The organism is Agrobacterium larrymoorei (assembly GCF_013322225.1).
In the GTDB taxonomy this organism is placed as follows: domain Bacteria; phylum Pseudomonadota; class Alphaproteobacteria; order Rhizobiales; family Rhizobiaceae; genus Agrobacterium; species Agrobacterium larrymoorei_A.
Window position 1 is genome coordinate 1 of record NZ_JAAMFB010000044.1, and the last position, 13,458, is coordinate 13,458.

The 13,458-nt window shown below is 54.2% G+C and carries 10 protein-coding genes; 7 read left to right on the forward strand and 3 right to left on the reverse strand.

What is annotated here, in order from left to right:
- The first annotated feature begins 230 nt into the window (after nucleotides 1-230).
- From G6L28_RS22090 to G6L28_RS22105, 4 genes are all read left to right on the forward strand, one after another.
- Nucleotides 231-1,361 carry an RHE_PE00001 family protein gene (locus G6L28_RS22090; protein ID WP_174066264.1) on the forward strand — a complete coding sequence of 377 codons (1,131 nt, stop codon included), beginning with the start codon at nucleotides 231-233 and terminating at the stop codon, nucleotides 1,359-1,361.
- 212 nt (nucleotides 1,362-1,573) lie between these two features.
- Nucleotides 1,574-2,791: an ATP-binding protein gene (locus G6L28_RS22095; RefSeq protein WP_174066266.1), complete on the forward strand. Its 1,218-nt coding sequence runs from the start codon at nucleotides 1,574-1,576 to the stop codon at nucleotides 2,789-2,791.
- Between the two features lie 7 nt (nucleotides 2,792-2,798).
- Nucleotides 2,799-3,431 carry a hypothetical protein gene (locus G6L28_RS22100; protein WP_202033808.1) on the forward strand — a complete coding sequence of 211 codons (633 nt, stop codon included), beginning with the start codon at nucleotides 2,799-2,801 and terminating at the stop codon, nucleotides 3,429-3,431.
- A gap of 284 nt (nucleotides 3,432-3,715) precedes the next feature.
- Nucleotides 3,716-4,789: a T6SS phospholipase effector Tle1-like catalytic domain-containing protein gene (locus G6L28_RS22105; RefSeq protein WP_174066268.1), complete on the forward strand. Its 1,074-nt coding sequence runs from the start codon at nucleotides 3,716-3,718 to the stop codon at nucleotides 4,787-4,789.
- Between the two features lie 49 nt (nucleotides 4,790-4,838).
- Here G6L28_RS22105 and G6L28_RS22110 read toward each other — a convergent pair whose 3' ends face one another.
- On the reverse strand, nucleotides 4,839-6,932 hold the full coding sequence (locus G6L28_RS22110; RefSeq protein ID WP_174066270.1) for a helix-turn-helix domain-containing protein: 2,094 nt from the start codon (nucleotides 6,930-6,932) through the stop codon (nucleotides 4,839-4,841).
- Between the two features lie 273 nt (nucleotides 6,933-7,205).
- Here G6L28_RS22110 and G6L28_RS22115 point away from each other — a divergent pair, with 273 nt between their 5' ends.
- On the forward strand, nucleotides 7,206-8,126 hold the full coding sequence (locus tag G6L28_RS22115; RefSeq protein WP_174066272.1) for a HamA C-terminal domain-containing protein: 921 nt from the start codon (nucleotides 7,206-7,208) through the stop codon (nucleotides 8,124-8,126).
- 1 nt (nucleotide 8,127) lies between these two features.
- Nucleotides 8,128-10,227, forward strand: coding sequence for a DEAD/DEAH box helicase (locus G6L28_RS22120; protein ID WP_174066274.1), 2,100 nt, complete (start codon nucleotides 8,128-8,130; stop codon nucleotides 10,225-10,227).
- 62 nt (nucleotides 10,228-10,289) lie between these two features.
- Here the strand turns inward: G6L28_RS22120 and G6L28_RS22125 are convergent, their stop codons facing one another.
- Both G6L28_RS22125 and G6L28_RS22130 read right to left on the reverse strand, forming a co-directional pair.
- Nucleotides 10,290-12,365: a hypothetical protein gene (locus G6L28_RS22125; RefSeq protein ID WP_174066276.1), complete on the reverse strand. Its 2,076-nt coding sequence runs from the start codon at nucleotides 12,363-12,365 to the stop codon at nucleotides 10,290-10,292.
- A gap of 119 nt (nucleotides 12,366-12,484) precedes the next feature.
- Nucleotides 12,485-12,685: a hypothetical protein gene (locus tag G6L28_RS22130; protein WP_174066278.1), complete on the reverse strand. Its 201-nt coding sequence runs from the start codon at nucleotides 12,683-12,685 to the stop codon at nucleotides 12,485-12,487.
- A 30-nt stretch (nucleotides 12,686-12,715) separates the two neighbouring features.
- Here G6L28_RS22130 and G6L28_RS22135 point away from each other — a divergent pair, with 30 nt between their 5' ends.
- The gene (locus G6L28_RS22135) at nucleotides 12,716-13,447 is read left to right on the forward strand and encodes a S1/P1 nuclease (RefSeq protein WP_234902696.1); all 732 of its coding nucleotides are present in this window, start codon (nucleotides 12,716-12,718) and stop codon (nucleotides 13,445-13,447) included.
- The last annotated feature ends 11 nt before the right edge of the window (nucleotides 13,448-13,458 follow it).

A 13,458-nucleotide genomic window follows, 5' to 3' on the forward strand; every position in this document is an offset into this window, starting at 1 on the left:
GATCGCTACGTCGCAGCGCTCTGTCCACCGAATTGGGGCGAAAAACCCCTGAAAATCGCCGGAAATGTGGGGAATCCGCCGAATTCGGACGGCCGACATCTCTGATTTAGGGCTTCAAATCAACTACCATCGATAAGGGTTACTTATCGATGGTGAGAAGCTCAGCCAGCAATCATACCATGGGAGGAACTATAACATTTCGATAGAGTTCTTTTAGCAAATCGTTTACCATGATTTCAATGGCTTATGATCTCGCGAAAATCAGCATGACAGCCCTGATGCGGCCGGCTTTCGACGCCGGTCTTGCTCTCACGCGTCTGGATGAGCGTATCACCCGTTCGCCGGTCGGCGCGGGTTTCCTCGAGCGTACCCAGTTCACCGACGCCTGCGCATCGCTGTGGATCGACGGGGAACTCGTCCATCTCGAAGACCTCGTGCTCCATGACGCCACGCGGGATATTCGCACACCGACCCACGAGCTGACCATCGCCCGCGATGTGTTGCGAACTCGTCGGCGTATTGCCGCGCAGCCGCCCGGCTGGGCGTTGTCGCCTGACGGAATCCGCACGCTGCGGAAAACCTCGGAGATCGGGTCGGGCGGCGGGGACGAGGCGACGACGGCCGGCGTCATTCGGCCCGCGGCCGCGATCAATCCGGAAGGGGAGGGGGATGATGGTGACGACGTCGAAAGTCTCCCCGGCGTCGACTATGCCGCGATCGATGCGATCCTCGCGCGCTCTGACGCCGCGATCGAACGAGCAAAAAAGCCCGGCCGGGCTCCGGCCGATCCGCTGGTCTATGATCTCGACTGGGACGAGGACGAGCGGCTCGACGAATGGCGCAGCGTCCTGCGCCAGGCCGGAAACTTGCCGGCGGTGCTGCAGGCGATCGTTGTCCTCGACGCCTGGAACGAACTCTCTGTCCTGCAGCATGCGCCCTGGCTCGGCCGGCTGTTCGCCGCCTCCATCCTGCGCCAGGCGGGCATCACGTCAGGTGCTCATCTCGCTGCCATCAACCTTGGCCTCAAAACCATTCCCGTCGATCGGCGCCGGCATCGCGATCGGGAAACCCGGCTGCTGGCCATCGCCCACGGATTTTTGGCGGCCGCCGAGATCGGCATGAAAGAGCATGACCGGCTGACTCTGGCGAAGACGATGATGGACCGAAAACTTGAAGGACGGCGAACCTCCTCGAAATTGCCTGAGCTGGTCGAGCTGGTGATCGCGAAACCGCTCGTGTCGGCCGGAATGGTGGCGAAGGCGCTCGAGGTCACGCCGCAGGCGGCGCGGCGGATCGTTTCGGAGCTCGGGCTTAGGGAGATGACGGGGAGGGGGAGGTTTCGGGCGTGGGGAATTCTGTAAGCGTCGAGGCGGAAGCCTACGAATCCAGAAGAACGGTAGGCGGGCCTACTTGATTTATACGTCGAGCAACGGCTATCGCGACCAGGCCTTCGGTAGAAATCATTTTCTCGCACCTTACAACTGGTTGCAATCGTTACAACTAAGGAATAGTGCGGAGAGGAACCTTTAATTTCGAGAATTGGGCTGGCGTTAGCCTGTTGGGGGAAGAGACCTTGCTTGATTACCTTAAAGCAGGGCTGAACGTCACGCTTGTCGTGGGCGAGAACGGCGCGGGGAAAAGCCGTCTTCTTCGCGAAATCGCGACGAGGGAGCGTTGGCAACGAAAGGTGTTCGCAATAAGCAACACCGTCTACGATCGTTTCTCTAACCTCCGTGGCGTAGAGCGCATTTCGGCTAGTTCCGGCAAAAACCTTCCTCAGAGAATTTTGAAACGGGCTATCGTCAACGCGATGACGGAGGGGCCAATTCGTCTCCGCGCACTGGCAGAGACATTGAGCTACTGTACCTACGAGCCGAGAATTGGACTAAAGGTCACCTTCAAGACTGCAAAAAAAGCCATGGACGATGGTGTCAGTGAACGCACTACGTCGCCGGACGAGATCGTCTCAGTGATTGCAGCCGATCCTACTTTATCGTTGGAGGACAATCTCTCAATCGATGATCTGCGCTACCTGCTGCCGCTTCTGATGAACAGAGATAACCTCGGGCGTGACGGTCTCTGGTGGCTGGACTTCGACGATTCCTACAGTAGCTCTCGTAGTAATCAGGCTGCTCAGATTCTTGTCTGGGAACCTCACCTCCGAGCTGCAGGCTATCTGTCTCGTGTCGAGTTGTTCCTCTCAAAGAAAGAATGGGGTACCGTCCCGCTTCATGAAGCCAGCTCGGGCCAGCTTACGCTGATCGCTTGCTTGGCGTTCCTGAACGCATCAGTCACGGACGAATCGATTGTCCTGATCGACGAACCCGAGAACAGCCTGCATCCGCGATGGCAGCGCGAGTACGTCGAGCGACTCCTGGCCGTCCTTTCTTATCGACAGCCGAACATAGTCATCGCGACGCATGCGCCTATTATCGTTTCCGGGGCGCAGCTTCTAGATGACGTGAGACCTGAGGTGCTCCGCCTGACGAATGACGGTCTAAACGATGTTACCCCGAATCTTCGACCCGGGGAGAAGGCAAGTTTAGAGGAAACGTTATTCGAGTCTTTTCGCACGGTCACGCCAGCCAATAGGTTCGTCAGCGAAAGCCTTTCTCGCGAATTTTCGAAGCTCAGGGCAGGGACCACCACAGCAGTGGATGTCGCCGAATTGGTCGACCTCCTTCGCGATGGCAGTTTCGACCCACAGCAAATCTCTTTCCTGGACCGCGTCGTACAACTCGCAAGAACTGTCGAAGCCGAACGCATCAACTTCGGGGTAGATGGTGCCTGACGCTTATTTGCCCGCGCTCGCCGACTTTGAATTAAGTGACGACGAGATATCCGCGATCGAAACAGCCCTGCAACACGCCGATCCATGGGCCCATGATGATGCGGCGCTTGCTGCGGTTCGCACTCACCTTCAGAGCGCGAAGCAGAAGCTTGTCGACTACCATATGGCGCGGCATCATGAAACTTGCTGCTATTGCCGTACTCTGATGGGCGGTGGCGGGCGATTTGTCCGAGATCGCGAGCATATCTTGCCAAAGGGGCGATATCGAGCGTTGAGCTATCGGTCGAGCAACCTTTCGGCATCGTGCAAGCGTTGCAACATGGAGTACAAGGGCGAGAAGATTGACTTCGTGGTCGACCCTAACACCATCTTGGACGATCATGAAAACCCTGACCGATACCTAATCGTCCATCCAAATTTCGACCGGTACGAGAGCCATATTCGGCGCAGGTCGGTCCAGGATGGCATGAATTATATCGTATCGTACATGCTCAAACCCGGCGACGCCAAGGCACAGTACACTTTCGAGTTCTTCGGCCTAGCCGCGCTCGAAAAGGAGTCTTTCGACGAGGCACAGGGACTTTTTTGGTCATCAGAGTCGGAAGACAACATCGAGGGCGAGTTCCCCGACCGCATCTAATGCCTTGAGGCGTCGACATTTGATTTCCGGTTATACTTGATCTGATCGTCGAGTCTCGCTTTCTAATGGTTGGCAAGCATCGACATGAGACCGTCTGGAAGCTAGGTAAAGAAATTGCATGCGGTATAGGTCGGCATACCCGCGGAAGGCTTAAATCAATGGCCCGAAGATGTTGCAATCCTCTTCTCTGTTCCTCCAGAACGTGTAATCTGGCCGTGAAGAGGCAGGCGTTTGATGCCTGGCTCGAAGGGGCAACGCGCAACTAGATACCGGGAGCAGAGCTTATGAAAAGCGTTGTGGTCTGTTGCGATGGCACGTCAAACCAATTCGCGGCAGACAAAACAAACGTCGTTCGGCTGTTCTCCGTGCTGGCAAGAGACGACAATCAGCAGACATTCTATCATCCCGGTCTCGGGACGATGGAGCCGCCTGGAGCAATAACCGACGTCGGTCGGAAGCTACGACGGACACTTGGCATGGCGGTCGGCTGGGGCCTCGAACGGGACCTCGTCGAGGCCTATGCGTATATCATGAATACATATCAGCCCGGGGATCAAGTCTATCTTTTCGGCTTCAGTCGAGGGGCGTACACGGTCAGAGCGCTGGCGGCCTTGATCTACATGTACGGGCTGTTTCCACCCGGCAACGAGCCGTTGATACCTTATGCAATCAGGCAAATGACCGGGTTCAACGAGGACGATGGTGACGTACATGAGAAATTCAAGCTCGCCGACGGTTTCAAGTCCACCTTTAGCTCGATCGATTGCCCGATCCATTTCATGGGTATCTGGGACACGGTAAGTTCTGTTGGCTGGATCGCCAACCCTTTGAGCATTCCCTATGCCTCCAAGCTTCCGAACGTCCAACACATCCGGCACGCGGTGGCGATCGACGAGCGGAGGGCGTTTTTCAGGACAAACCTTCTTACTCAGCCGCAGCCGGGTCAGCTGCCGCGCGATATACAAGAGGTCTGGTTTCCAGGATGCCATGGAGACGTGGGCGGAGGATACAAGGAAGCGGAGAACGGTCTGGCGAAGCTTTCTCTCGAATGGATGCTCTACGAAGCGGAACTGCTCGGGCTGCGTGTCGATCATCAAAGGGCGAGGGCGATCTTGAGGGCACCCGAGGAAATCGGCGAGGGTGCGAAAATACATGAATCACTGTGCGGTTGCTGGTGGCTTGCGGAAGTCGTGCCGAAAAAACGGAGACAGACCGGAGAGTGGAAGCCGAACTTTGCGCACCGGCGGGTTATACCTGAGGGAGCGAAGATCCACAGATCAACGCTTTCTCGGAAGGGATACAAAATCCAGCTTCCGATGAACTACACGGTGGTGGAGCGTCCGCAGGACTTCATTTGACAAGTCTCAAGCAACCCTTCAACCAGTTGAGGCGGATCGCAAGTATACCTTACTCGTCGGTGGCTTCTTTGAGCGCAGAGCTTTCAAGAACCCTATCGAGAACAAGTTCTTTCCAGGCTTCGGCAAGCCGCCGGTCGATTTTCGCGCGAGCTTTATTCAACTCTTCCTTCTCGAACCATTTCTCCATCATGTCCGCAATTTCGTTTCGATAGCCCGAGCCTTGTCCCCAGCGGCGCTTGAGTTCCTTCCAAAACTCGACGTCGGCATCAAGGAATTGCTTGAAGGCGTTTTTGCCGATTGTCACAGCCCGAACGAGGAAGTCTTGGTGCCAATCCGCGAGGTCTTCAGCTAAGGTGTCCACGAGAGCAAGTGCCTCGCTTGTCGAATTGAACTGGTCACGCAGGGCATCAAGACGGCCTTGAATTTTTCGGACAAGACCGGATGTCCGCAGATTTGCGTCTGAGCGTACCCCTGTTCCGATGAAGTGGTGGATGTCGAGGTTGTACCACGCTCCTTTTCGGACAACCGCCGCAGCAATTGTACTGGGATGACTGCGCTTCAGTTCTGAAATTAATCCCTGCTGAGCTGGCCTGACGGCGGTCGGAATATCCTGGTATGCGTTCCAGATATTCTGGCCTTCCCTCGCCAACGTGTTTCGTGCCTGCTGGATCTTATGGGCGTCTGCGCTGTTCTGGAAATCAAGCGCCAGTGCCGTGAAGCGCGATAGTCTCTCCAGCTGCCGTTGGCGAAGGACGTCGATGTTCTCGCTGATCTCGCGCCATGTGGTAGCTGATCCGTCCTCAACGGCATTGAAGTATAAGATCGGCACAGAAGGGATGTTTTCTGCCGCCAAGGAATCGAGGATTTGTGAGGTCCTGTAAGCGTAGCCTTCGGCCACGCTTTCGACCGGCTCGCCCATGCCGTTGATGACCTTCAATGCTTCGTCTGCACGCGGGAGCACCAATAGCATTACGCGCTGACGCTCAATCGCGTCCGACCCCATGTCGACGAGGCCCTTCAAGATATCAAGCGTTTCCTGACCAGGAGCGTCGTTGAAGGCGCAGCAAAGGATGCTGAGCGTCCTTGGGTTGCTATACATTGACTGCAGATCAGGCCTATCGGTCGCGCCATGGATGCCCTTAGTGTCGATGATCGTCAAATCGAAATCCGACTTCCTCATCGCCCGCTTCGGCACGAACACCGTCACTCTCTGGGGAAGAGAGAACCGAGCGTGGCGTCCGAAATTGATTTCGGTCACGACTTTTGAAAGCCATTCCAGGCCGCCCGCGTTATCTTCGGACAAAAGAAGTTGCGTCTCTGTTCGCTGCTCCAACTTCATCCGCGCCACGATGGCGTGGACAATATCTTCTCGCGATTCGGGATAGTCTCTAGTCAGTTCCCTGATCGGGTCGATCAGAATTTTTGGATCATTTGGGTCTCTTGCCTTTGGGAGATCAGCCATATTTCTGATGGCGCGATCGATCTCGGTGGAAACCCCGCCCTTGCCGTCGAGTGCAGCATCAACAATCTCAGTGACGAGTATCCTGATCTCATCCTCAGTCTTCGGCTCGACGGCCACACCAAAGGCCGGTCCCAGCCGAACAACAACCTCGCTGGTGGTCGTTCGACCACCAGATGCCGGGAATATCGGCTTGGGCCGTCCATCCGTGCCTGGAAGAATGAGGTTCGTCAGGTGGGACAGGGCAGTAGTCTTCCCGATCCCTACAACTCCAATCCATGCCAGAGCGTGATCTGTTTGCCAAACGTAATCAGCAGTCGAGATCAGGTTGCTTCGCAGGAATTTCAGAGGCTCGGCGAGAAGGGCATCGAACTCACCTGCCTCGGATGCCTCCAAGCTCTGCAAGGCGGTCTCAGCTTGCCACAAGACGTCGCGGTTCGGATGTTTAAAATCGGGGCGCTTCGAAATCTTCCATTCGCGCGAATAGTAATCGAGCATCGCCAAGCTTTGCTCTGTCCCAATCGCCTTGAGGTACCGCTCCGCCATAGCCTGGTCGGTCGTTTCGGTTTTCTCAAGTCGCGAAACCACGCTGTTGCTACTCACGCCCAGGCGTTGAGCCATCTCAGTCTGATTGATATTGGCGGCCTCGCGAGCCTTTTTCAACGCTGCTGTGGGAACTGTCATGTGCATCTCCTGACGATAGACGTCATATATCGCATCGAATTGTTGAGTGCAATATGGATTTGCAAACTTGCATTTTCGGTTTGCATGTGTCTTCTTAGGCGCAGACACCAAACCACAGTTGCAAGTGTTCGCAGTCCAGCGATCCACAAGACTCCCTGCAAATATTGGTGTCCTCGTAGGTAATAGTTATGCACGAGCAAAACCATTGCTTGTGAGATAATGCTAGTTTATCGAATATAAGCATGGGCTTAAGCAAGCGCTGGTGGCAGTAAAATGAGCAAAGTCAAATTCGAGATTTTTGTCGATGATACGCTTTCGAATGTGACTTCTATTGCTCAGTTGAAGGCTGCGTTGAACAAGCGGCTCCTGAGTTACGTTAACGACTTCGAGGACGGAAAGTGGTGCCACCAGGATTTCCAGAACTTCATCTGGGACAATATCGCTCAAACCGCCCTCTCGGAGCGAGAACGAGCAGCGCTTACTGACCAGAGCTTCACTGCTCTGTTGGCCGCAGCGAAGAATCTGCGACTGACTGACAATGACAAGATCGGCGAAGGTAGCGAGGTCGCCGAGATTTTCCTTTACGGCTTGATGCGCGAGCACTTCAAAGCTCTTCCTGTCGTTCCAAAGATTTTCTACAAACAGAACAGCCAAGACAACGCGAAAGGGGCGGATAGCGTCCACATCGTCGTAGACGGCAACGACTTCACCCTTTGGTTTGGCGAAGCAAAATTTTACAACTCAATAGCCGATGCTCGGCTCGATACTGTTGTGAACTCGGTCTACGAGGCCCTCACCACGGCGAAATTGAAGAAGGAAAACTCGATCATCACTAATGTGAATGATCTCGATCTTCTTCCGATCGACGCGGCATTGAAAGAAGCTATCAAAGCGGCCTTGTCGCCTCACCACTCGATTGACAGGCTAAAGCCTAGGATTCATGTTCCGATCCTGCTCATCCACGAGTGCAAGATCACGTCTGCAGCTACAGATCTGACACCTAAATATCGACAGTCGATCATCGATTACCATCGCGATCGGGCTGAGGCATATTTCGCCAAGCAGATGGCGAAGGCCAGCACGGTTCACAAGTACACGGACATCACCTTCCATGTGATCTTGGTGCCAGTCCCCGACAAAAAGGCGATTGTCAAAGCGTTCACGAAGCAAGTTAAGCAGTTCAAGGGCGATTGATATGGATGTCTTCGACACTTGCCATGAAATCAACGACCACTTGAACCGAGGGGACGAAGTCGCCGCCAGGAATACCCTGATCAAGCTTCTGAGCAATATGAAAGAGAACGGGGAGCCGTACCCGCAGGTCCTGAACCACCTTATCCGGACCACGGGTCTTTATCCCTATATGGAACTCGATTCCGGGTCATGGGAGCAGAGATATGTTCATTCTGCCTTCGAGGTGGATGTCGGTGACCGTCGCGCAACCTTGCATCGTGAGCAGTCCCTGGTTCTAGGCAAGCTTATGCGTGGCACAAATCTTGCGGTGAGCGCACCCACGAGCTTTGGAAAAAGCTTCATCGTCGATGCTTTCATCGCCTTAAATGACCCCGATACGGTCGTCATCATCGTGCCGACAATCGCGCTGATGGACGAGACGCGGCGCAGGATTTTCAAGAAGTTTTCCCGAAAATATCGAATTATCACCGCGCCGGACACCCAGTTGGGTGAAAGGAATATCTTCATTTTTCCGCAAGAGCGGGTGTTCGGCTACCTTAGCAAGATTGAGAAGATCGATCTTCTCGTCATCGACGAATTCTACAAGGCCAGCAAGGTCCATGACAAGGACAGGGCGCCTTCGCTGATCAAAGCGATAATCAAGCTCTCAAAGAAATCTGTTCAACGCTACTACCTTGCGCCGAACATCAAAAAGCTGACGAGCAACGTCTTTACCGACGACATGGAATTCCTTGAGCTGCTCGACTTCAATACGGTTTTCCTTGAAAAGCACGAGCTTTTTAGAGAGATCGCGGGTGATGAGGATCGGAAGGCGGACAAGCTCGTCGAGCTTATAAAGCCCAGAACTGCAAAGGCTTTGATCTACGCGGGTACCTACACAGACATCAACCGAGTGGCGAAAATCGTCAAACGGAGCATGGATATCGTCGACAGGCCGCACACAAACCACTTTGCGAAGTGGCTTCGAGAAAATTATTTGCAGGACTGGGATTTGGCCGACCTAGTCGAGCGCGGCACAGGCATTCACAACGGCAGCATGCACCGGTGTCTCAGTCAAATCCAGATCAGGTTGTTTGAAAACGACCGTGGACTCGACAACATCGTTTCGACCTCCTCGATCATCGAGGGCGTCAACACTTCTGCGCAAAATGTCATCATTTGGCGCAGCAAGATCGGCAGCTCGAAGCTGAAAAACTTTTCCTACAAGAATATCATTGGCCGAGGCGGCCGTATGTTCAAACACTTTGTAGGGAATATTTACCTTCTGGACGAGCCGCCAAAGGACGAGGACGCGCAGCTAGAAATCGAGTTTCCGGAGCAGATCCTTGGTGATCTTGATGAGCAGCAGGATGGTGATAGGCTCACGCCGGAGCAGCTGGAACATGTCGTCGAATATCGGCAATCAATGTCGGGCATCATTGGGGAAGATGAGTTCGCTCGATTGCGGCGGGACAACGTCTTGCACGACAGCGACTCCGAATTCTTGCTGCGCCTGGCGAGCGACATGCATAACCATCCTGAAGAGTGGAATGGCTTCGCATTTCTGAATTCCGACAACCCTCAGCATTGGGAGCGGATGCTCTACAAGCTGCTCAATTTCAAGAGTACGGGCTGGGACGGCCGCTTCACAGACATCGTAGTTGCCACAAAAGCGATGTCACAGAACTGGAACTCGCATCTGTCGCGGATACTCGACCGGCTGGATGACGACGGTATAGGCATCGATCAATTTTTCAAACTCGAACGCACCATCACCTATAAGCTGTCGGCGTTGGTCAGTGACGCCAACGAGCTATATAAGATCATTATAAATTCGGAGGTGGATGTCTCTCGCTTTGTCGGCAGCCTAAGTCGTGCCTTTCTACCCGGGCCGGTATACTCGCTTGAAGAATATGGGCTCCCTCGGATGATTTCGAAGAAGATTCATCGAAGCAGGCTCATCGACTTCACGACGGCAAACTTCGGGCTGAACGATGCCATCCAGAAATTCCAGGATATCGGGCTGGAACGGATGTTGAAGATTGATTCACTTACGCCCTTCGATAGATATGTGATGAAGTTCTTCTATGATGGGATCACACCTATCGAAAACGATGCGTAATCGTCGGCGTGACGTCCGACTCGCTATCGATCTTCGCCCTGGTTTCGCAGGCTTTTCTGGGCCTATTGGGCCGCAGTCGTGATTTCCTCGTCGACCTCATCAAGCACGTCGTCGATGGCGTCGCTTGTTCGCTCCGCTCCAGGATCTACGTTGGTGATGCCAAGCTTCTTAAAGAAAATGCTGTTTCGCATCTTCGCATCAGCCAGGAGCTTCGGGTAGGAGATAATTTCAACGTAGGCGTCAGGGTTCGTCAGGTAGCCCACCAGCCCCATTCCGTCGGGCGTCTTCTCAAAGCGATATCCTCCCAGCTCATCCATGAGCGAGTTGGTCAGATCGGCGACGATATAGCAGTGGAAGGCCGCGTTCTGCATATGAGGCGACAAGATGCGCCCCTTCGAGTCCTTCAGAGATGTAGAGGTTTTGAACTTCTTTATGTAGCTGATAACCTGACGGAGCGGGTTGTCATCACCGTCGTAATTGTCTCTGGCCGGACGTTTAAATTCCACCAACACCACTGTATTCGGCGTCTCCTGCTCCCGCCAGGCAAAGCAGGTGTCATAGAAGAAGGCGACGTCTGGTCGGTCGAGAGAAGGGTTGTCGGTGTAGCTTTTGAAGGGGCGGTCGGACGAGAAGTGAGCGAAAAACGCCAATCGGTCGTCAATTAGCCAGAGGTTATGGTCGCCGATTTCCATTGCTGCGGAATCGGTTCTCATTGGAACGATGAGCTTATGTACGGCCTCTTCGAGATGGTGTTTCTCTGTCCCTTCCTGATATTCCGAGTATCGGTCAAGGATATCTATCACCGCCTTGCGAAGCAGGACATATTCAGCAAGGACCCCGCGCTGCTGTTCCTGCACGAATTTTTGGTACTCAGTCACCCGAGCCTCAAGCTCTTTTTTTAAAGCAGATCCAGGCTTGGATGCTTCTTCAAGCTTGTTGTGCTCCTGGTTCATTCGCCGGTAGCGGTGGCGGCACATCTCGACATAGACGGCTTCTCGGGAAGTAACGCCAGGTGCGAGCTTCGTGATAAATGCTTCCATCTCGCTTTGAAGATAAAGGAACTGAGGGTACTCAGCGATAACTTGCTGAACTAGGCGGCGCTTCTTCTCACGCTGCTGCGACACATAGGAACTTAGATAGGACATGACGGACGCTTGTAGCGCCCGGCGGATTTCACGGCTCTCGCTCGCGTCAAAGCTGAAGCCGGTTCGCTCCTGGTTGACGTGCCGATCTAGATGAGAGCCCGACACGCAGCCAATATAGACGTCGCCGCCATCAAGAGCCTTAAGGCCAATCTGGTCGTCAATAACCGTTTCCTCGACGGCGCGGTCATTTGCGGAGAGGAACAGCCAGTTATATGCCTTCTTGTTTACGTCAGGTCGTATCGCCTTCGCTGCGCGGATGTGGCGGATTGTAAGGTCGAACTTCTCGTCGTCTGAGAGCGTGACAGAAACTGTTTCCTCCGACGTATTCTGAATAAGGTCCTTGAAGGCTTCCCTTAGATCGATGCTCTCTAAGCCGTCTTGCATCATGATGGAGGGAGCTGCATTGGCCGCGAAGAGTTGCATGAAGTGCCCGATGACGCGTTGGCGCAGCGTCGCTGCCTCCACTGGGCACTTTGAGCCGTACAGCGTATCAAAGACCTTCAGAGAGACGCGGGTACCTGGACCAGTAGGCGAAGGCTTCGCGTCAGGCTTCCAACGAACTTGCTCATCGTCGCTCAAAACGAAATCAAATGAACGAACGGCCGCGTCTCCTTGAGCATCTTGATATGTGCTGTCTACGCGGATTTCCTTGAATACCTTCAGCCAGCCAAGGCGGCCCACACCTTTGCCACCACGGTCAAACTTGTGCTGAGAGTCTGGTTTCAAAAACGAATTGTAGTTGTCATCATCTAAGCCGATGCCGTTGTCTGTGACCACAAACCCAACCACTGGCGACGCCGCTTCTTTGGGGTCGTGGCGAAGAACTTCAATTACTATCTTGCCTTGCACGCGAGCGTTAGCTTTGTGACGATCATCTATGGCATGCAGTCCGTTTGAAACTGCTTCGAAAACAGGCATAAGAGCTGACGTCGCCGAGGGCTTGAGTGGCAAGCGCCTCACGCGGCCGATGAGATCGGTATTAAGTGTAGGCATCAGCGCTCCCGTATGGCAAACAAAGCCATGATCTGCGATACAGTCGGTGGTAGAATATCGCGTTTGCCGCGTCTAGGTAGTTCGTTTGATCGTTCGCACGATTCACACCTAAAAAATAATCAAAATCCTTCTCCTAAACCGCGATGAAATTTGCTCTGAATATCGATCAGCTCGGCTGGAACCGTCTTGCCAATGTTGCAGAGCTGATCAATACTCGCCTTATACTTGTCGAGGGGATGCGGCATGCGTAGTTTTTTCTTTCCATATTTCTCGTCATCATCGGACCGATCAGTGCGCTTGCCTGGGGGCAGGAGGGCCATTCGATCGTCGCCGAAATCGCCCAGCGGAGACTGTCACCACAGGCCGCCACGATGGTCTCGACCCTGCTTGGGCCTGGCGTATCGCTGGGGTCAATCGCGAGCTGGGCTGACGATGCCCGCGACGCCAGACCGACTACCTATAACTGGCACTTCGTTTCCATTCCGATCGGCCGGGCGACCTATGATCCGACGATCGACTGCAAGCCTGATGCCGCAAAAGTCGACTGCGTTGTGGCCGAGGTTGAAAGGGCACGCAAGGAGATGAACTGCGCGACCGACCAAGCGGCCCGTGCGGAGGCCCTCAAGTTCCTCGTTCACTTCGTGGGCGATCTCCATCAGCCTTTTCATACAGTCCTGGAAGAGATCGGCATGAACAACCACTCGGTAACAACGAGGATCGGGGGTGAGACCTGCGGGAAGAGCTGCGCGTTCTACCAATTGAAATCCACCGACGAGAACCTTCACACCGTTTGGGACAGTAGCCTAATCAAGAAGGAAGTTTATGGGTGGGGCGCATATGTCGATCGCTTGGAAAGCGGCTGGCTGGAAACGGCGAACGTAGTGACCGTTCAGGCTGGTGATCCGGCCTCGTGGGCAGTCGAAACCCACGTTGTTGCGATGAAAGTCTATGCCGACACCCCTACCGACAACTTCCTTGATGATGCCTACTTCGACAAAGAGATTGGGGTCGTTGATCAGCAGCTCGGCCGCGCTGGGCTTCGCCTCGCGAAGCTGCTGAGCGATCCTGTTTCCTGCCAGTAGAGTCGATCAAG

Bases quoted from the DNA above. Each gene is read 5' to 3' on its own strand.
- G6L28_RS22090 (WP_174066264.1), top strand. From the start codon at position 231: ATGATTTCAATGGCTTATGATCTCGCGAAAATCAGCATGACAGCCCTG.
- G6L28_RS22125 (WP_174066276.1), bottom strand. From the start codon at position 12,365: ATGCCTACACTTAATACCGATCTCATCGGCCGCGTGAGGCGCTTGCCA.
- G6L28_RS22120 (WP_174066274.1), top strand. From the start codon at position 8,128: ATGGATGTCTTCGACACTTGCCATGAAATCAACGACCACTTGAACCGA.
- G6L28_RS22110 (WP_174066270.1), bottom strand. From the start codon at position 6,932: ATGACAGTTCCCACAGCAGCGTTGAAAAAGGCTCGCGAGGCCGCCAAT.
- G6L28_RS22130 (WP_174066278.1), bottom strand. From the start codon at position 12,685: ATGGCCCTCCTGCCCCCAGGCAAGCGCACTGATCGGTCCGATGATGAC.
- G6L28_RS22115 (WP_174066272.1), top strand. From the start codon at position 7,206: ATGAGCAAAGTCAAATTCGAGATTTTTGTCGATGATACGCTTTCGAAT.
- G6L28_RS22105 (WP_174066268.1), top strand. From the start codon at position 3,716: ATGAAAAGCGTTGTGGTCTGTTGCGATGGCACGTCAAACCAATTCGCG.